Annotated in this window: 16 protein-coding genes; 9 read left to right on the forward strand and 7 right to left on the reverse strand. The window is 46.2% G+C overall.

Features of this window, described 5'->3' with window-relative positions:
• Window positions 1-83: 83 nt before the first annotated feature.
• The 7 genes from ribE to QUB35_RS02235 all read left to right on the forward strand — a co-directional run bounded on the left by ribE (window position 84) and on the right by QUB35_RS02235 (window position 8,587).
• Window positions 84-797: a riboflavin synthase gene (ribE, locus tag QUB35_RS02205; RefSeq protein ID WP_333138950.1), complete on the forward strand. Its 714-nt coding sequence runs from the start codon at window positions 84-86 to the stop codon at window positions 795-797.
• A gap of 406 nt (window positions 798-1,203) precedes the next feature.
• Window positions 1,204-2,418: a glycosyltransferase family A protein gene (locus QUB35_RS02210; protein WP_333138952.1), complete on the forward strand. Its 1,215-nt coding sequence runs from the start codon at window positions 1,204-1,206 to the stop codon at window positions 2,416-2,418.
• Window positions 2,393-4,189 (forward strand): ABC transporter ATP-binding protein, encoded by a 1,797-nt coding sequence (locus QUB35_RS02215; protein WP_333138954.1) that lies wholly within the window; start codon window positions 2,393-2,395, stop codon window positions 4,187-4,189. Before QUB35_RS02210 ends, QUB35_RS02215 begins: the two co-directional genes overlap by 26 nt.
• Before the next feature lie 21 nt (window positions 4,190-4,210).
• Window positions 4,211-5,434, forward strand: coding sequence for a glycosyltransferase (locus tag QUB35_RS02220; protein WP_333138956.1), 1,224 nt, complete (start codon window positions 4,211-4,213; stop codon window positions 5,432-5,434).
• A gap of 60 nt (window positions 5,435-5,494) precedes the next feature.
• Entirely contained in the window at window positions 5,495-6,469 is a 975-nt protein-coding gene (locus tag QUB35_RS02225; RefSeq protein WP_333138958.1) for a glycosyltransferase, read from the forward strand.
• Between the two features lie 46 nt (window positions 6,470-6,515).
• The gene (locus tag QUB35_RS02230) at window positions 6,516-7,793 is read left to right on the forward strand and encodes a glycosyltransferase (protein WP_333138960.1); all 1,278 of its coding nucleotides are present in this window, start codon (window positions 6,516-6,518) and stop codon (window positions 7,791-7,793) included.
• Window positions 7,794-7,822: 29 nt separating this feature from the next.
• Window positions 7,823-8,587: a class I SAM-dependent methyltransferase gene (locus tag QUB35_RS02235; protein ID WP_333138961.1), complete on the forward strand. Its 765-nt coding sequence runs from the start codon at window positions 7,823-7,825 to the stop codon at window positions 8,585-8,587.
• A 62-nt stretch (window positions 8,588-8,649) separates the two neighbouring features.
• Here the strand turns inward: QUB35_RS02235 and QUB35_RS02240 are convergent, their stop codons facing one another.
• From QUB35_RS02240 to QUB35_RS02250, 3 genes are all read right to left on the reverse strand, one after another.
• Window positions 8,650-10,047, reverse strand: coding sequence for a hypothetical protein (locus QUB35_RS02240; RefSeq protein WP_333138963.1), 1,398 nt, complete (start codon window positions 10,045-10,047; stop codon window positions 8,650-8,652).
• Between the two features lie 61 nt (window positions 10,048-10,108).
• On the reverse strand, window positions 10,109-11,629 hold the full coding sequence (locus tag QUB35_RS02245) for a glycosyltransferase (protein ID WP_333138965.1): 1,521 nt from the start codon (window positions 11,627-11,629) through the stop codon (window positions 10,109-10,111).
• Complete coding sequence (locus QUB35_RS02250; RefSeq protein ID WP_333138968.1) at window positions 11,626-12,063, reverse strand: GtrA family protein; 438 nt, start codon at window positions 12,061-12,063, stop codon at window positions 11,626-11,628. Before QUB35_RS02250 ends, QUB35_RS02245 begins: the two co-directional genes overlap by 4 nt.
• 243 nt (window positions 12,064-12,306) lie before the next feature.
• Between QUB35_RS02250 and QUB35_RS02255 the strand changes: the two genes are divergently transcribed.
• A complete protein-coding gene (locus QUB35_RS02255) occupies window positions 12,307-13,647 on the forward strand; it encodes a glycosyltransferase family 4 protein (RefSeq protein ID WP_333138969.1) in 1,341 nt (446 codons plus the stop codon).
• A 364-nt stretch (window positions 13,648-14,011) separates the two neighbouring features.
• On the opposite strand, the gene QUB35_RS02260 is transcribed toward QUB35_RS02255, so the two are convergent.
• The 4 genes from QUB35_RS02260 to QUB35_RS02275 all read right to left on the reverse strand — a co-directional run bounded on the left by QUB35_RS02260 (window position 14,012) and on the right by QUB35_RS02275 (window position 18,966).
• Window positions 14,012-14,266, reverse strand: coding sequence for a hypothetical protein (locus tag QUB35_RS02260; protein ID WP_333138971.1), 255 nt, complete (start codon window positions 14,264-14,266; stop codon window positions 14,012-14,014).
• A gap of 30 nt (window positions 14,267-14,296) precedes the next feature.
• Window positions 14,297-16,615 carry a hypothetical protein gene (locus QUB35_RS02265; protein WP_333138973.1) on the reverse strand — a complete coding sequence of 773 codons (2,319 nt, stop codon included), beginning with the start codon at window positions 16,613-16,615 and terminating at the stop codon, window positions 14,297-14,299.
• 187 nt (window positions 16,616-16,802) lie between these two features.
• Window positions 16,803-18,545, reverse strand: coding sequence for a peptidoglycan DD-metalloendopeptidase family protein (locus tag QUB35_RS02270; RefSeq protein WP_333138975.1), 1,743 nt, complete (start codon window positions 18,543-18,545; stop codon window positions 16,803-16,805).
• 259 nt (window positions 18,546-18,804) lie between these two features.
• Window positions 18,805-18,966 carry a hypothetical protein gene (locus QUB35_RS02275; protein WP_333138977.1) on the reverse strand — a complete coding sequence of 54 codons (162 nt, stop codon included), beginning with the start codon at window positions 18,964-18,966 and terminating at the stop codon, window positions 18,805-18,807.
• A 150-nt stretch (window positions 18,967-19,116) separates the two neighbouring features.
• Between QUB35_RS02275 and pgeF the strand changes: the two genes are divergently transcribed.
• Window positions 19,117-19,995: a peptidoglycan editing factor PgeF gene (gene pgeF / locus QUB35_RS02280; protein WP_333138979.1), complete on the forward strand. Its 879-nt coding sequence runs from the start codon at window positions 19,117-19,119 to the stop codon at window positions 19,993-19,995.
• Window positions 19,996-20,000 lie beyond the last annotated feature (5 nt).

Genomic DNA, 20,000 nt, shown 5'->3' on the forward strand with positions numbered 1-20,000 from the left:
GACAGGGGGACGGAAAAACCTCCTGCGTCTGGTTTGTGCCTGTGGTTTCATGTAAATAAGCGATCGACTAAGGAAAAATACTTATGTTTACAGGACTAATTCAATCTCTCGGAAAACTGAAGTCGCTAGGCAACGATTATTTCCAAATTTCCTGCACATCAAACAACTCCTACCAGATTTTACAAGATTTAGCCATTGGGGACAGCGTAGCCGTGGATGGAGTCTGTTTGACGGTAGTGGAAGTTTTGCCGCAAGGTTTTGTCGCCGTCGCTTCCCCAGAAACTCTCCGGCGCACTACTCTGGGATCATTCCCCGATGCTTTGGTGAACCTAGAAACCTCCCTGCGCGCCGGTAGCAAATTGGGGGGACATTTCGTGACGGGGCACGTAGATGCGATCGGCACTTTAGCGACATCAACCCAAACCGCCAACGCTTGGGAGATGCGGTTTACTGCCCCACCATCCGCCAATTCGGGATGGCAACGTCAAATCGCACCTTACATCGTTTCCAAGGGCAGCATCGCCGTCAACGGCATCAGCTTAACCGTGGCAGATTGCGATGCTGACGGGAATTGGTTTGAAGTTGCTGTCATTCCCCACAGTTTTGGTGAGACAAACCTCAGCTATTTGCAACCAGGAAGTTTAGTAAACTTAGAAGCAGATATTCTGGGCAAATATGTCGCCAAATTTCTCCGCAGCGGCTCAAAATCCCATCCCGAACCGTGGGAAGAAACCCCGGCAATCAACAGTTTGGGAACAATTACACCAGAATTCTTAGCAGAACACGGATTTATTTAATCAATGAAACAATAAAAATCATTGCTGAACGAAGTAGCTGTGGGCCGAGGAGCATCTCTTTATCATTTAGAATATAACTTTTAGTTGTAAGCTGTTGGGAATCTAAATTGTATTTTTTGGGCGGGCTTTCTGGCCCAACCCCTACTCCCCACAAGAATTTTCTTAAATTTGACTATACAATTTAAATGCACTTCAGCTTAGTCTATCACCATTCTCTTGATTTGCAAAACTCATTGATACGTGCTATATACCATTGACGTTGAACAGAGAATGCGGTACAATTTTTATTAGGGGTTTCTTGGCTATCTCTTCCACCGACTGTGTAAGTCCTGACTGCGACGAGTGTAAGGTAGAGAGGCCAATCTACAAAGCAAAAAAAAAATTTGAAAAACCTTGTTAAAAACCAATGCAGCCAGATTCTCAAAAATCTCCCAATTTACCTCTCGTCTCAGTCATTATCCCTGCATACAACGCTGAGCAATTTATTGAAGAAACTCTCAAATCTGTTCTGGCTCAAACTTATCCAGCCATTGAAGTTTTAGTAGTCGATGATGGTTCCCAGGATCGAACCGCTGAAATTGTCGAAAAAATCAGCCAAAAAGATTCTCGCGTCCAGCTTTTGAAACAGCCCAATGCTGGGGTCGCTGCTGCTCGCAACTTAGGAATTCAGAAGTCGAGAGGAGAATACATTGCCCCCCTTGATGCCGATGATATTTGGTATCCTGAAAACATAGAAAAACAAGTTCAATGTATGATGGAGGGAGAGCCATCGTTAGGAGTCGTCTATTCTTGGTCATTAGATATTGATGAAAAGGGATCTTTAACCGGGGGACTCCGCGCTTTTACGATGGAAGGTGAAGTTTATGCAACCTTAATTTGCCACAACTTTTTAGGCAATGCTAGCGCTTCGATGATCCGGCGTTCTGCTTTAGATAAGGTGGGCTTTTACGCCACTAGCTATATAGAGAAGAGTGCTCAAGGCTGTGAAGATTGGGACTTGTACCTGCGACTGGCAGAATACTATCAATTCGGAGTGGTGCCGGAATTTCTAATTGGATACCGCAAAGTTGACAGCAGTATGTCTAGCAATTATATGGTGATGGCGAAGTCTCACGCATTAATGCTGCAAGATGTAAAGCAACGGCATCCGGAAATTCCCGAGTTCCTACACCGATTGTCAGCCAGTAATTTTTTGATGTATTTAGCACACCAAAGTAGTCGGAATGGCCGCGATCGCACCGCGCTATTTTGGTTATTCCAAGCTTTAAAAGCTGAGTGCATCTCACCGTTGTCCCGTTATGGTTTTTACAGAGTATTGGGGAAGAGCCTTTTAAACCTATTATCCCAGTTTTGGAAACCTCAAGCTGCTCTGGAGACACCTCTGAGTTCACAAGAGCCGCAATCCTCTGACTGTAAACTCAGCAGCCGAGAGCTGCTGGTTGAGAGTCGGCGCAAAAATATCGAATCGATGGTAAGGATTGGGAACATTTTTCACCGCTCAATTTCCCGCATTGTCAAGCGAAATCAAGCAGATATTGACATGCTCCCTCAAGTGAACATTAGCGCCACTCCATCGGCACAGGCAGAGTTGTCTTATGAAAAAAGAGATTCAGGCTATTAAAACTCTGCTTCCCCTCCTCAAGATATACCCTTGGGCCATCCCGGCAATGATTTCCTTGGGTATGCTTGCTTCCCTTTCCGACGGCTTTGGCATTAGCTTATTCATTCCCTTTTTGCAAACTTTACAGCAAGAAGAAGCTCAGGCTGTAACTGGCAATTCTTTCATTGATTCTCTGATGAAGATATTCGCTGCTGTCCCTGCTGGCTACCGCGTCTTAATCATCCCATCTTGTATTTTAGTTAGCATCCTCGTCAAAAACCTGATTGTTTATAGTAATTCTCTGCTTTTTGCTTGGTTAAATTCGCGAATTAGCCACCGATTGCGTTGCAAAATTTTCAACCAAACTTTAACCGTTAGCTACTCTTTCTTAGAGCGTAGCGAATCGGGAAAGATTATGAATATTTTGGCGACAGAAAGTTGGCAGACTAGCAAAGCTTTGAGTTTGTTTGTTAACTTGATTACCTATGCTTGTACGATTACTGTCCTGGCAACACTATTGCTACTCATCTCTTGGCAACTCACCTTAATTATCAGTATATCCCTCTTCCTAATTTCGCAGTTCATCCAATTTGTGACGCGCCGAGTCAAACATCTGGCACAGCAAGCTGTAGACGCCAATTCTCAGCTCGCTGTCCGAATGTGGGAGGGATTAGGGGGGATGAGAACCATCCGCTCCTTTGGACGGGAACCTTACGAGCAAGAACGCTTCGATCGCGCTTCCCAGCAGGTGCGAAACACCTTTTTCCAACTCGATATGCTGGGAGGGCTCATCAATCCGCTCTATGAAGTTTTTTCCGCACTCCTCCTGCTAGCAATTTTGGCGATCGCCCTCCTGCAAAACCAGTCAGCTATGCCAACACTGCTGACTTTTTTATTCATACTCTACCGCTTGCAACCCCAGGTACAACAACTAGATGTAGCGAGGCTAGGTTTAATATCTACCGCCAGTTCTGCTGAACTGGTGATGGCTTTTTTAGAGACTTCTGATAAACCTTACATCCGTTCTGGTACCGTTCCCTTTGACAAGTTGAAGCAGGCGATCTATTTTGAGTCAGTTTCCTTAACTTACAATCCTGAAGATCAGCCTGCAATAGAGGATGTCTCCGTCGAGTTTAAACGCGGTCAAACTACTGCTTTAGTGGGTCCATCGGGTGCGGGAAAATCCAGCATTATCAGCCTACTCTGCCGCTTTTACGAGCCAACTTCAGGAGAAATTTATATTGACAACAGCCCCTTACAAGAACTGAATTTAACGGACTGGCGAAAGGGAATTGCGATTGTCAGCCAAGAGGTTCATATCTTTAGCGGGACGGTGAAGGATAATATCGCCTACGGGCGCTTGGAAGCAACGGAGGCAGAAATTTTTGACGCTGCAAAACTTGCCAATGCTCACGATTTCATTAGCCAACTGCCGGAAGGGTATGACACGAAAGTGGGCGATCGCGGCGTTCGCCTTTCTGGCGGACAAAGGCAGCGTATTGCCCTCGCTCGCGCGATTGTCCGCGACCCCGATATTCTAATTTTGGATGAAGCAACGAATGCTCTAGATAGTATTGCTGAAAACTTGATTCAGGAGGCCCTCAACACGCTCAGCCAGAACCGCACCGTCATTGTCATTGCTCATCGCTTATCGACGATTGAAAATGCCGATAAAATTATTGTGATGGAAAATGGCAGGGCGATCGAACAAGGGAACCTCCAGTATTTGCTAAAACTCGATGGCTTGTTTGCCAAGCTTTATCATCTGCAACACCGCAACTTACAAAACTAATAGGAATTTGGTGAATCACTTATGCCTTATCCGATTATTGACATTGAAGTGACACAGCCCCTTCCCACTCTGACAATTTCTGAGGAAGATACAGGAATTGCCTTAGTGGTGCGGCGAAAAGATAAAGCTGTTGGTTTGATCATGCAGCCTCTTCCTCCAAAGAGCGTCCTTTCTCCTGAAGATTTAGCTAAAATGATTGAACGGGAAGTCGGCGCTAAGTTACTTCAGGAAGCGATTAGAGAAGAGTTAAATCCTACCGAAAAAGGCGATACTTTTCCCTCGCTCACAGTGGCAATTTGTACGAAAGATCGGCCGGAAAACCTGGCCCGGTGTCTGCAACATTTACTCAAGTTGCAAACACCTATTTCCGGTGAAAATCTTAACTTTGAAGTGTTAGTAATTGATAATGCACCTTCTAATGAAAAAACACAAGAATTGGTAGACTCCCTACCAGGAGTTCGCTATGCCAGGGAACCAAAACCCGGTTTAGACTTCGCTCGCAATCGCGCCTTGCAGGAAGCAACTGGGGAAATATTAGCTTTTCTAGATGATGATGTCACGCCCGATCGCCAATGGCTGAACGGATTGAGGGAAGCTTGGGCAGAAAATCCCGATGCGGGTGGTTTTACAGGGTTAGTGCTACCTTATGAGTTAGCCACTGAAGCCCAAATTTTATTTGAAAGTCGGGGCGGTTTTCGGCGCGGATTTGAGAAAATTCGTTATGGCAAAATATTGCCTCACAATCCGTTATACCCCTGTGGTGCAGGCATATTTGGAGCTGGCTGCAATATGGCATTTCGCCGCGATGTTTTACTCAAACTAGGGGGATTTGATGATGCACTCGATACAGGTGCGCCCCTCCCCGGCGGTGGCGATTTAGATATTTTTTATCGAGTTGTTCGCGCTGGCTATCCCCTCGTCTATGACCCTCGCTATCTGGTGTTTCACCAACACCGCCGGGAATATGAAAAACTGCGCCGCCAGTATTGGACTTGGGGGTTAGGTTTTATGGCTTTTGTGATAAAATCCTATCAGACCGATCCTGCCAAGAGATCGCAGCTAATCCGGCTGATCGCTTGGTGGATGGGCTATCAGTTAGATGAATTGCAAAAGAGTATTAGGGGCTGTCATCCTTTGCCCCCAACGATGATTTTAGCTGAAATGTGGGGTGGTATCGTAGGGCTTTTTGGCGAGTACCCCCGTTCTTTAAAACGTATCGAGCAGATTCGGCGGCAATTTGCCTAAAAAAAGGAGATTTGCTTCAGAAATCTATTTCTCGTTCAATGCAGGAAACGACAATTAAATATGACTAAGCTTCCGCCCATTGATATCGTCATCTGTACTTATAACAATGCTCATCTTCTCAACAAAGCTCTATCGGCCCTTGCCCAACAGCAAGTGTCGCCTGAGTTAGAGTGGAAGGTGTTAGTGGTCGATAATAACTGCACGGATAACACGCAGGAAGTTGTCGAAAAATATCGAGTGTCGGGAACAATTCCCTACCTTTCTACAGGCTCAGAAACCCAGCAAGGATTAACCTATGCGCGCCACTACGGGGTTCAAAATACAACCGCTGATTGGATTGCTTTCGTCGATGACGATTGCTTCCTGGCAGAAGATTGGGTGGAGCAAGCTGTTAAATTTGCTGCGACTCATCCTGACTGCGGCGCTTTTGGTGGTCGAGTGATTTTAGATTGGGAAACTCCACCGCCTAAATATGTATTGAATTATGGTTACTCCTTCGCACAACAAGAACACGGCACAGAACCCCAAAAAAAATCTTGTCTCGTGGGAGCAGGATTAGTGTTGAATAGAGGAGCTTTGGCACATACTGGTTGGATTGATAAACCGTTACTTCACGATCGCATCGGAACCAAGCTCATATCAGGGGGAGATGTGGAAATCGCTTTGCGGATTTACGGAGCGGGATACGACCTTTGGTACACTCCTGATTGCCAGTTAAAGCACTTTATTCCCACTAGGCGTACTTCTCAAAAATACTTGATAGATATTAACTATGGTCTAGGGACTTCTCAAGTTTTGGGCGATTCTCTTCTCTGGTCGGGTTCTTATCAAGATTGGTTGTTTAAATTTATTTGGGATGGGGTAAAAGCTTCCCAAAATATCGTAATTCAATCTTTAAGAACGGCTTTGGGGCGAATGAATCCGGCGGAAGTGGAGATCAACAAAAGTTTTGTGCGGGGTAAGTGGGCCGGAATTAACCGGATGATCCGCATGAACCGGAGGAACGTCGAGAGTTATTGGGTCGGGCAAAATTAGTCGGTTAGCCACCCGATAAATCTATTGCTACTTTGAGGTAATTTCTGTGAGCAACGCCTGGAAAGTTATTAACGTAGAGCTAAGTAAAGCCATTCCTGACTTGCCTGTAATGCCTGGTTATGGGGGCATTTACACTGTGTTTTGGTGGCATAATATACCCCTTGGTCAACAGGAGATTGTAGCCGCTCAGTTGCCAATGTCAGCAACAGAATTGACTAATTTAGCGGTACAAGCAATTACTCCTACCATCGGTAGTCATTTGCTAGAGCAAGGTTTTAAACCAGCTTTGCCAGTTATTTCCAAAAATCCAGCCCGCGATCGCCCACCTGAGTTCCAAGCTCTCATGGCTTTGGAACAACCCCTTGCGAAACTTGAGCAACACTTTTCGCACTTAAATAGTGAAACTGTTTCTGTTTTGATCTGTACTAGAAATCGACCGGAACAATTAGAGAGATGTTTGCGATCGCTGCAAAATTTATCCCATCCTCCCCACCAAATTATTGTTGTTGACAATGCTCCCAGTTCAGATGCTACGCAGCAATTAGTTGCGAAAATACCAGACGTTAAATATGTCTTAGAACCTCGCCCTGGTTTGAGCTTGGCCCGCAATACTGGCATCCGTCACAGTACAGGCAATATAATTGCTTTTACTGATGATGATGTGATTGTTCATCCTGATTGGATTGCCAGAATTGCCCAAAGTTTCCAGGGCGATCGCGTCATCGCCATGACGGGACTTATTCTACCAGCAGAACTTGAAAATGAAGCCCAATTGATCTTCCAAAAAGGTCATACTGGCTTCGGATGGGGATACCGCCCTACAACCTTTGATACTCAATTTTTTGAGGAAATGAAGCCGTTCGCTGTCCCCGTTTGGCGCATTGGTGCAGGGGCAAATATGGCGTTCCGGCGCGAACTTTTTGATAAAATTGGATACTTTGACGAACGGTTGGGTGCAGGCGCTTCTGGGTGTAGTGAAGACTCTGAAATTTGGTATAGAGTGCTTGCCGAAGGCTGGTTTTGTCGCTATGAACCAACAGCGGTCGTTTACCACTACCACCGCGGCGATCTGGATAGCTTAAAACACCAAATGTATCACTATATGCGCGGACATATCGCAGCGCTTTTTGTGCAGTTTGAAAGGTACAAACACTGGGGCAACTTGCGTCGCGTTTTCATCGCTTTGCCTAGATATTATGTCAAGCGATTCATCATAGGATCGTTGACAGGATTTAGAGGGGTCAATAAAACGCTCTTTTCTGAGGCGTTAGGCTGTTTGGCTGGAGTACAATTTTATATCCAGAATCAGAGTCACAAAAATTAGTAATTTTTGGAGTTTATAGGAAAAAAACAATGGTAGCAATTCATCCGTCAGAGACAAGAGGAAATAAAGAAAATTTGGGTCGTTTTTTATCCCGCAACCCCTTTCCGCATGGTTTGACTCAAGGATTCTTTTATCGGGAAAAGATGCGAGCAATTTACCGCATTGCCCCTGACGTTCCCTGTAAAGAAGTATTAGAAGTCGGAGGCGGTCAAGGCGGCTTGACGGCTTTACTCTATCCGCAAGCACAGATTACCAACATTGACCTCGATCCTAAATATGCAAATGCCCCTTGTAACCAACAAGAAAAAGTCCGCTTCATCTGCGGTGATGCCACGAATTTACCGTTTGAAAATGAATCATTTGATATAGTAACGATGTTTGACGTGATCGAGCACGTTCCCGACCATCAAAAAGCAATCTCAGAAGCGCTGCGAGTGCTCAAACCCAAGGGATTTTTATTAGTGAGCACTCCCAATGAAAATTGGCGGTTTCCCTACTATGGATTTATGAAACCACTTTGCCCACCGGAAGCGGAGGTGATGGCAGAATGGGGTCATGTCCGGCGCGGCTATACGATCGATGAACTGACAGCATTAATTGGTTTTCCTTGCCAAATCTCTGCGACTTTTATTAATCCATTGACGGTACTTTGTCATGATGTTGCTTTCTCCCGTTTATCTTCTCTCAAGCGCCAATTTTTTTGTACTGCACTCACTCCTTTAACCTGGGTGAGCTATTGGCTGCATAAACCTGAATCATTGGGGACGGAAACTGCATACGCTTGGCAAAAGTAGGGAGAAACATCAGGCGGAAGGCAGGAAATGGTGCGTTCGCAGAGGCGCTGTTAAAAACTGATTTACTGGGCAATATTTTTATCGGAATCATTAACCGTATCTTCTCGCATTTGAGCAAAAACTCCTACTCGAGCTTGGTAAAGCATCTGCATATTATCTGCCAATTCCCGATCGCTCCACCAGTGAACCAGAGAATCTCGGTGACGCTTAGCGAGGAGCGATCGAGGAATTCCATTAGCAATATCTTGCTCAACTGAGTCCATGACACCATCATACCAATTGCCAAACATCTGAAACCCAGCTAGGGTATTTAAAGGAAGCAGTAGCAACATCCCTAAAAACAGTCCCCACTGAACAATTTGTTGCCATTTTCGAGAGCCGTACAATTCCCAAATAAAGAAGGTTGTACATAGCATGGGAACTGCAAACATCACGTATCGCATGGGGAATCCTTGAGATGGAATCAGTCCAGCTCTACCATAGCCTACTGCTAAGGAATAAACACCGAAAACACCACATAATAAGAGCATTGTCAAGGCTCGCTGTCTCTCCAAACCTTGATGGCTTACAATGCCTAAAATGACTACTCCCAAAGTAGGCATGAAAATCCCAAAGGCTATCAATACAAAAAAACTCCACGAATAAGCAGCAACGCCTCCGAAACTGTAAGCTAAAAATTTAGCAACTGTCTGGAGTGTGGGCCCTAAACCGGGACTGGGGGGATTCCAAGTGGGACGTTGATAGCCAATAAAATATACACCTATTAAACACAAGGCAATCGCTGCCAAACTGATTGAAATAATACTCGCCGATCGCTGTTTATCTTTGGAATCCGTAGCGTAGAAGTTGATAAAGCCACGATAGATGAACCAAGGTGCGAGCAAAGGAACTAATAACAACCCATTCGCTCCACAAAAGGGAAGTGCAACCAAACTCACCCCACCGATTGCTACTGCTAAAGGCGTTGTCAGAGTGGGTTGAATGACAAAGACAAAGACTATAATGTAGGTGAGGGCAGTAGGCAAGACTTGGGTAAACTGCCAACTCCAAAACAGATTAGGCCAATTGCTGATATTCAATAAAGCAATGGGAAAAAAGGCATCCGCATAGCTGGTTTTTCCCCCTCGCAAAGATCGAGCGACTTGAATGGCAGCCGCAGCAACAAAAGCGAATGTCACGACATTAAGTACCATCCCTGAACGAAAATCACCCTTAGTAAACTTGAGCAAAGTTAACAAAATTAGGCGTGGTAAAGGGATACGATGTTCATTATTCTGCTGCCATAACCAACTAACTAGGTGGGGTTCATGTCCTGTCAAGGGCTTAACCAACAACCAATCTTCGGCCAGGGGAATATTTCTCCCATAGTTCGCTAAACAGATGAAAGCAGCGATTAGCATTGCTAACCAAATACCCCAGACAAATAGCTTGGAGTTGCGATCGCTGGAAACAATAGACATAGAAGTATAGTCCTAATGTACTGTTAATCACGAGATTTTGAACTGGCGAGTGATGATTTTGTTAGCGCCTTTTCTTGAACAGATTTTTTAACCACAATTGCCACAAAACTTGCCCATATCCCCCACCTACTCGGATCAGTCGAAACGATGAAATTCCCATATCTGGGGTACGATTAATCCAAGAAATGGGAACTTCAATGAGTGAATAACCTTTCAAAAGAGGTTGCAGTCCTGTCTCTGCATTGATGGCAAATCCTGGCTGAGTAAGTTCTAGGTTCTCAACTACCTCTCGCCGCATGAGTTTGAGATTATTGGTTAAATCCCGAAAATTTCGCAGGAATAATATCTGTGCCAAGAGATGAAATCCTCGATTGACAATTATTTTAGATAAAGGGTAATTAAGCAATACGCTATGGCGGGAAAATCGACTGCCCACTACTACATCATAGCCCTGATTTGCCTTGTCAAACAAATCGCGAATTTCTGGAAGAAGATGCTGAAAATCACAATCCATTGATAAAATATACTGCCCTGTCGCTACTCGATAGCCATCTGCAAGCGCTCTTCCTACGCCATTGGGTGGAACCCGGAAGACAGGTTTAATCAAGGGATCTGCGTCTGCTAAACGTTGAATTACTTCACGGGTTCTATCTTGACTATTGTCATCGACGGGAATAATTTCGTGGAGATAATCGCCAAAAAAAACCTTGAGTCGAGTAATTAGGGGTTCGATGTTCATCTCCTCATTATGGCAGGGAATGACGACAGAGACTGCTCCCCGTAACTGCTCGTGTTCACACAGAGAGATTTGGGGACTGTTAATAACTCTAGGTGGCTTTTGAGCATGAATGAGAATTGATCCCGCCAGGGTCTTTAACCCAGGAGTATTTTCGAGAATAATCGAAAGATTTCGTAATAGCCAAATCAAGTCTTTGGTGAGGGGAGCATAAACAAAATCGTTGAAAATAGCAAAGATTCTAATAAAGCCAATTTCGGAAATTAGTTCATATAATTCTGGACGATTGAGGAGTTTTCTGGGGTCTTTATTTCCAAAATTTTGAGAAATAAATCGACGTAATCTCAGAACGATATTCCAGGGATTACTGTCATAAAAAATGACTTGACCGCCCGGATTTAGAAGTTCATAAACTTTTTGGAGAAACCAGCCGCTATTTCGCTTATCCAATAAATCCATTGCCACAATCAAATCAAAATGTCGTCCTTCAAGGGTTCCTGGGATAGACATTGCATTGATAAACTCAACTGAAGAAACCAAAGTATCTGGTTTAGGGAGTTCGGTAAAGGTAACTGCTGTGATCGGATTTTCTCCGCGAGATACGGTGAGAAGTTGTTCTGTAAAAAGACCTTCGCCACAGCCAATTTCTAAGATGGTTTGACCCGGAATTAGGTGAACTAGATGACGGAAAGTTTGCGCTCTCCAGAGGAGTCTATCTTGATAAATGGCATCGCGCTTTTTCCAATACTGATCTCGATACTGCTCTCGAATCCCTAAAATTTGACTCTGGAGTAGATCTGGATCGTCTTGGGTAGGTGGTATGTTTGCAGAATTGATTTTAATCATTTGCTATCTCCCGATTGAGCAGAATTTTTATTTTTTGTGAAGACCCATTTTTCACTGATAACATAGTTGATAACAGATCCGAGAATAATCCCCGTTAAGGTATTAATTTGATAATTCACTTTTAACCCCTCTAAAATAGGGAAAACCAAGAAGCTTCGAGTAGCGACAACTAATCCACAAGAGATGTGGTAGCGAGGGATCTGCTGCCCTAAAATCTCTTGCCAACTTGAGTGATGACTTACCAAAACCCACGTTCGATAAACAAAAAAACTAAATAATAAAGAAATTTCAATCGAAATAATATTGGCAACATTGCGGAGAATTTGTGTGTTAAATTTCCAAGTTGCGATAATAAGATAAATTAACACAACATTGAAAATTGCTGTAATAATCCCACAAATTAAATATCTAAAAATTCGTTGTTTAGATTTCACTCTAGCTCGAGTCCTAATTTTTTTATAACTTGCTAGTTTTGTTCGGTCAAGTGACTTTTAAAGTTTTACATCCTTTTTATAAAAAAGTTCCAACGCTCGCTCGCTCAAAGTTGAGCCTCTCGTTCAACGGCTACTCATCCCGTAACATTTCTGTAGATCGGGGATTGCGTATGTATCTATTTGATCCCGTGCCTTATTTAGTTGTTTACTGGATATTATATAATGAGCATTGATAAAAAGTAAATGAAGTTTGATAATAGCCCACCAGAACCAACGATCGCCCTCCTGCACTGGGGCGATTTAATCGAAGATTTTTTAGATACCATCGGGGTTTCCTTTGAAGCTTTTTGCAACGAAATGACGGGGGGTTGGATGTTTGGCTACATTGAGGCGCTGCGACGGGCAGGGGTGCGGACAGTGTTATTCTGCATCTCTGGTAGCGTGGCTGAACCCGTGCGCTACACCCACAAAGACACAGGAGCAACAATCTGCACCCTGCCGGCACCTCAACTTTACCAAGCTGTCCGCCGCCAGATGGTTAACCCTCAAGGGTGGACGGTTCAGGATATGTTTGGAGAGGTTCGAGGCCTGGGCCGTCTGATGTTGGCAGGAGTGAAAAGCGTTACTCCTTACCTGGCTACACCGCTGGGGTTGCTGGCTGCAGAACTGCGACGAGAAAACTGCCAAGCGATTCTCTGCCAAGAATACGAGTACCCGCGCTTCGACGCTTGCACTTGGTTGGGGTGGCGGATGGGGCTGCCTGTTTTTGCCACGTTTCAGGGGGGCGATTTTCAGGTTAGTCCTTGGGAAGGTTTGTCGCGCCCGATCGCCCTCAAAGCGAGCGCGGGTTTAATTATTGCTTCGCAAACCGAGGTACAGCGCGTGCAAAGTCGCTATGGCGTGCCTCCTGCCAAGATTGCCCGCATTTTTAACCCGCTGGATTTGGAACTGTGGCAGCCAATGGATCGCGCTGAAGCTCGGCAACTGCTGGGTTTTCCCGGTGACGCTGAAATTGTCGCCTGTCACGGGCGGATTGACATCCGCCGCAAGGGGTTAGATATTTTGCTGGAAGCTTGGGAAGGGATCTGTCGCGATCGCCCAGGCCGAGATTTGCGGCTGTTGCTGGTGGGGACTGGTAGCGACGCGGAGGAATTGAGCCAGCGAATCGCTCAGATGCAGCTTTCGGGCATTGTTTGGGTGAATGAATATGTGCGCGATCGCGCTTTGATGCGACAGTACCTCTCGGCTGCTGACGTTTATACTTTGCCTTCTCGGCATGAGGGGTTTCCGGTTGCACCGCTGGAGGCGATGGCTTGCGGGTTGCCCGTTGTGGCTGCTGACGCGCCTGGAGTGCCTGATATTTTCGAGGGGGGCGAAGCTGACGGCGGGATCGTTGTGCCCCGTGAGGATGCAACCGCTTTGGCAGGGGGGATCGGTCGGGTTTTAGACGATCGGGCGTGGGGGCGGGAGTTGGGCAAGCGCGCTCGCATTCGGGTGGAAACTCATTTTTCTCTGGAGGCGATCGGTGTGCAACTGCGCCAGTTTTTGTGCGATCGCTCTTTAGGGCACATTCCGCATATCTGACTCGCAGCACTGGGAATGCTGGAAAAATCCCCGCCCGAAAAATTTATCTCCGCCTAATTTTTCGGGTTTTATTGTCACTTTTTGTGCCAATTATCGGAGACTTAATAAATTTTACTTAACGGATTTTTTTAATATATTCATTCTTTCAACTAAGCAATTTATTCTGGGATGGTGACAAAGATGTCTAGGAACTAGAACGACTCAGGGTTTCTCCCTGTATACGCTGTTGATAAAAGCTAATTTTATTACGAGCTAACTTGATTAATTATTGCACAGGTTCAGAAGATTGTTCCAGATAATTTACCCGCTGCCATCCATCTCAACCAAGGCCAAATCTACTCCCTATTCGGTGTTTTTGGCTCGGTTATTTACTGCGAGATACATATCTTTGCACCTGCATTTTATGAATATTAGTTCCTTCAAATCCAGCATTTTGAGAACTGAAAAATGCCGCGCGATCGCCTATAGCATTATAGTAGCTGTAAAGGTAATCGATCAGTTGCTGGCTGCCAGTAGAATAGATATTATCCGGCAGCGCGTTTACCGTTAGACCTCCGATTAAGCAGTGTGGTGTTTCCACAAATCGATTTTCCCGATTTTGCAGCCAATCTGCCGCCACTGAACCGTATTGAATTATAACTGCTATATTTTAATTTTTCAAGCGATACAACACCGACTCAGTATTAAAATCTTTTCCGAAAACTTGTTGCAGCGGGCCCTGGGCACTTGTCAGCCAAGATAGAGCTTTTCTGGTAGCTGCGTCTGTCCCAGTATGGGGCCCGAATCCCACAGTCCTAATTTTATTTCGCCGGAGGTTGTCAATCCATGCCGAAAGTCGATCGGCTCTAAACGGCACAGATAAAACTTGTCTGTCCAAATTTCTCCCATAAAACAGGTAGCTGCGGGAACTTAAAAAGAAGCCTATTCTTTCATCAGGTACTGTATTTTTATCAATATATTCGTAAATACCGCGATACAGTTCGGTGCGTGCAAAATCTCGCTTTTCCCTCCAATGACCAATTACTATCAATCCTATACAGACACAAATTATCACTATGTAAATCGATTTTTTTCGAGTGGGAAATAGATGACTCAGCCCTCTATAGCCAGGATTGATTTTCCACAATATCGCAGCCAGCGTCACTGACACAAGATAAAATATCGGATCTCTTAATATATCTTGCCAACTGGGGCCTAATATTTTCCCGATAGTATTAATAGCTTGTATTGGGTTAGACTTAAAATTGTCAATCAACAAACTTCCCCAAACAATACTATCTCCGGTGAAAGAAGCATTTTTAATATAATCAAAAATTGTGTTGCTAGTAATTCCGAACAAACCACTAACCAAAACCACTGCCAGAACTACTTGATTTGGAGTTTTTATCCGAGTTGCTGTAGCTGCAGCGGCTATGCCCAGCAAGCTTAAAAAGGGAAAACCGTATCTGAGATTAAAACCCAGTAAAGGGCTGATTTGACCGATAGAATCTCCCGCAGTACCTGACGTGTAAGGTGTAATTAAATACAGAATTCCGGTGCTGGCGAGAACTACAATTAAAATGATATTATTTTGATTGATTGTTCTGGTTTTACCTCTGATAAAAGCCAGAGGTGCTGCCAATACCTGAAGTGCGATCGCCAGAAAGGGCAGTTGCAATCTCATGATAATTTGTAAACCTAGAGTTTGCCAGTGGGAAATATTGGTGGGATTAAATTGAGCTGCTAAAGTGCTTTGCCAAGCATTGAAAGACGGCGAAGCGAGCGGCACAAGTAGGATAGGTGCGGGCTGCTGTACGGGAGGTATTGGCGTAGTTACTGGAGACTGTAAGGGAACAGGCTGTAAGGGAACTTTAATATTGCTGGTATCGGCGACAGGATAATTGATGTGCAGCAAGTTTCTCGCATACCAAAAACCTCCTAAAAACAAGCAACAAGCTAGGCCGCACAGCAAGACTGGTTTGATAAAGTGGCGAATTCTAAAATTAGCTGGTGTGGAATTTTTATTAACCGCGAATCTTTTAATTTCTAAGATGGCTAATCCTACTAAAAGTGAGGCTGCATAGACTATCCCCGTGATTTTTATTCCGGCTAGCATTCCTGCGGCTGCCAAAAATAGGGATAGTTCGGATTGCGATCGGCTGCTATGATAGGATAAACCTAGATACAAACCCGCTGTAAATATTGCAGCTAGCGGTAAATCGGGGTGAATAGTGTTAACTTGGTTGAGAACCATCGGTACTGTCAATACTAAAGATGCTGCTGCCATACCGTGAATTCGGGTGGCTCCAAATTTTACGCTCAATAGATAAACGGCAATTCCCTCAAGTACCCACGCAATTAGCAGGGGAAAAGCTGTGAGAAAATCTTCTCGGAAGGGGAGCAAACACAAAGCCGACAAAACGTGCCAATTGTAGGGATATACTCGTGCTTGCTCCTGATCGAAAATCCAATTTCCGGCGGGATCTAATAATGTAAATGAATGGGTTTGATACCATCGGGCGATCGCAGGCAGGTGAAACCACAATGAGTCATAATTGGTGGTGGGTTTGCTTGCTAGAGTGTCCCACAGCACCAATCCTGCAACAGCGGTGGCAACAATAATTAGGCGTTCGGATTTGCCCAGAGGTTGCTTGAGTTTGGGAATCTGCCACTGCGAGAAGGTAAAAGCTCTGTGGTTTTTGGTATAAATCAGGATTACGCCCATCGCACCAATCAGAATTTCTGCTATAATGACCGCAGAAATATTTAGTCGCTCGGCACTTCCTAAAATCAAGCCGATACATACTTGTACAATGCTCCATCCCGTCAGGAGTACGAGGAGAAAATGGGGAAATGAATAGTTCTTGTTTTCGTTCTGATTCTCGAAGGCCAGAGACAAGCTTAAGGGAATCGGGCAGACTACAATAATCAGAAATAAAATTAATTCCCACAAATGCTGCGCTATTAGCATAAGCTGCAAGTTACCCATTTTTATTGGTTTTTCTTGGTTCCGAGGTTTTTTCTGGTAAAGAGAAATCCATCGGATCTGATATCAACACATCTTAAACCATGCTCAGCAACAGGCTAGGAGGGCCCATTCTACAAAACATCAATTTTCTTGCGTGGCGGGCGAATAGCCCGCCCCTAAAAAAATTAATCTATCCCAGCCGGCATTTTTACCTGTTAGCTTGCTTCTGAGTTTTGGGTTTGACTGCTTCGGGCTCTTTGGGCTTAGAAGTGTCAGCTTTTAACAGTTCCGGGAATGGCGGCTGGAGGTTGTGAACTTCGATGTCCATTCCCAGCGGCAGAGGTGGAAGCTGGGGCAGATCGTTTTCCAAATCCTTGAGTCCGCTAGCGGTTTGTATTTCCACCATTTTCGGCATTTGCGGTACTTTGGCGGTTTCCAAACTGCCGATCATTTTTGCCAGAGCGAATTCTAGCTGAGAACCCGGGTCGATCGCCACCCAACCCTGGTCAGTCATTTGCCGAACCTCGAAGTGGAGGTGAGGCCCTGTAGACATTCCCGTACTGCCGACGCGGCCGATAGTCTCTCCCTGTTTCACCCACTCTCCCGGTTTCACAAACAGTTCCGAAAGGTGAGCGTAGAGAGTTTCCTGAGACTTTTTGTTGTGGTTGAGAACCACAGTCAAACCGTAGCCACCCAACCAATCTGCGATCGCCACTTGACCCGCATAGGCTGCCAGTACGGGCGTTCCCATCGGGGCCCCCAAGTCAGTTCCGGTGTGAAACCGGCCGTAGCCCAGAACTGGATGAGTCCGCCACCCAAACGGCGAAGTAATTGCCGAAGCAATAGATAGCGGAAACAGCAAGCTGGTGTTGCCATTTCCGGGCAGGCCTGCGGGACGCGGCGTGAGATTGTAGTAAGCAAAACCGGTATTGCTGCCGCTGCTGACACTAACCGCACCGACTTGAACCGGCCCGAGTCCCATGCTGGGCGCTGGAGCGCCGCCGCCGTAAGATGCAGATCCGGCATAATACCCCGCGTCTGCCGAGTATCCAGCGTCTGCGGAGTAGCCGATGTTAGCCGAGTAGCCGGTGTCTGCCGAGTAGCGTGGGGGTGCGTAAGCAGATTCCGGCGGGTTTGAACTCCCCCAAACCTGGCTGCCTATTTGTTGAACGGCTTGACCGAGTTTACTGACAGGATTCCCGCTACTATTTCCGGCAACAGTTTCCCGAACCTCGCCCGGAAGGTTTTCTTGCCGATTTCGAGGAGGAGGGGCTGCAATATAGCCGCCGTCTGCGATCGGAGTTTCCTGTCTGTAGTTGGGTTCTCCTGCATCTGCAGTCACTGGCTCGGAAACAGCAGGAGGCGCGCACAAACCGCCACCTCCTTCGCAGCCGGTTGATCGTTCTGCAAACTCTATGGTTGTTGGCGCTTGGTACTCGCTGGTAGCGCCAACGCTGTAGTCTGTTTGGTCGATTTCAGCGTGGGCTGGGTTAACTGGCGCTTCAAAAGGCGGCTCTTGGGCCGTCGCTTCTGGCAGGGGAATCAGCGCGGGTTCCGGCAGATAATATTGGGTGGGAGGTGGTTCGGTGGCGTACTCAGGCTCTGACGGCGGTGCGGCATCGAAAGGCTCGGACGGCGGGACTTCTGCCTGCGGTTCAGGGTATGGTTCTGGCGACCCTTGGCTGAATTCGGGTTCAGGGGGCGGGAGAGGAGCTTCAAATAATGGCTGGAGGTCTGCTGCGCCGGGGACGGCTTGTTCTGCTGGCGGAATTTCGGCTTGGGCCCAAACTAAGCCTTTGCTGAGCAGTCCCAGACTGGCAAGACAACCCAGTCCCACCAGCAGTGAGCGATCGGACAAAAGGCGCGATCGACTCCGGGCGCCTGTAGGGTTCTTTTTTTGCTGTTTGGTGTTCAAATGGGCTGTTATTTGCTTGTCTGGAACTGGTTTCACGATTTTTTTTCCCAACTCAACAGGGGGCACAAGGATCTCGAAGTCAGGATCGAATGTATGGCAATCCTTGTCTTTATATACAGGCTTAACTGATTTTACCGGGCTTGAGGCAATTTTTTTGCACATCGAATAAGTCGAATGCCACGGGGTAGAGTCGCGATGGATACCCTGGTTTTTTCGACCCTGATTGCACCCGTAACTCGTCTGTGACGGTCACACCGATGATAGCGCTTTGGCGTTCGTTTATGTTAATTAGTTACTAAAATTTTGCTCTCGGGTGGTGCAAAATTTTGGTGGCGTCCGCCGGAGTTAAGCGCCCAGGAATGGGTATTTTTTGATTAAAGCCGATCGTGCGTTTAAACTCAGATGTTGCACCATTGTCAATAAGCTTTTTATGAACAGGCTTTTCGGCCTGTTCCACAAAGAGTGAATTTTCTTGTGGAACAGGCCGAAAAGCCTGTTAAGCGAGAATGGTGCAAGATGTGGGTTTAAACTGCATCGGCTTAATCGGCAAAATTTTTGATTGTTTACAATACAAGGCAAATGATTCGCTTGGGGAAGGATGGGTTTCATGACTGTAGCTGGCGATCGCTTGACAAATTTTCCTGACTCTGAATGCGCCGGACAACCTGACGGTATCAGTTGGGACTGGCAGAGCTGGCAAGGCTTGCCCTATCTGACTTGCAGCTTGCTTTCTCGCTGGTCTCACGGCTTTTTTACTCGCGATTTCTCGCCCCAGGGGCCGATCGAGCTGACGGAAGTTCTCGAACCGGGAGCTAAGGTTTACCGACTCCAACAGGTACACGGCAATGCGGTACTCAAAACCACTGAGTTGTCCCCGGTTGTGGCTCCGGACTCGGAAACCGCTGCCTCAAGCTATGCTGAGGCTGATGGCTTGGTGGCAGCTCGAGAATTGGAGGCGCTGTGGGTTTGCTCGGCTGACTGTGTGCCGGTGCTGATTGCTGACGATCGCACGGGACTGGTTGCGGCAGTTCACGCGGGTTGGCGCGGGACTGCTGCTAAGATATTACCAGAGGCGATCGCTCAACTTGTGGCACAAGGCAGTCAACTAGAAAATCTGAAGATTGCTATGGGGCCGGCGATCGCTGGAGAGGTTTACCAGGTATCTGTGGAAGTAGCAGCGGAACTGGGAGCCACCATTGCTCCTAAGAGTGCCGTTAGTGCAACAGCCGACGGCATCTGCGAGTTTTTGCATCAACTGCCGGAAACGCCTGTCTTAGCCGATCCAGAACCGGGAAAAGTACGCTTGGATGTTCGCCTCTGCAATGCTCTGCAATTGCAGCAGTTGGGAATCGATATTTCTCAAGTGGCGATCGCTCCTTTCTGTACTTATTCTGACTCGGCTCGCTTTTTTTCCTACCGCCGCGATCGACTTAAAAAAGTCCAGTGGTCGGGAATTGTGAGCGCCAGCAGGACAAGTCCCTTCTGAGGGCA

The organism is Microcoleus sp. B13-B6 (assembly GCF_036705405.1).
GTDB lineage: Bacteria > Cyanobacteriota > Cyanobacteriia > Cyanobacteriales > Microcoleaceae > Microcoleus.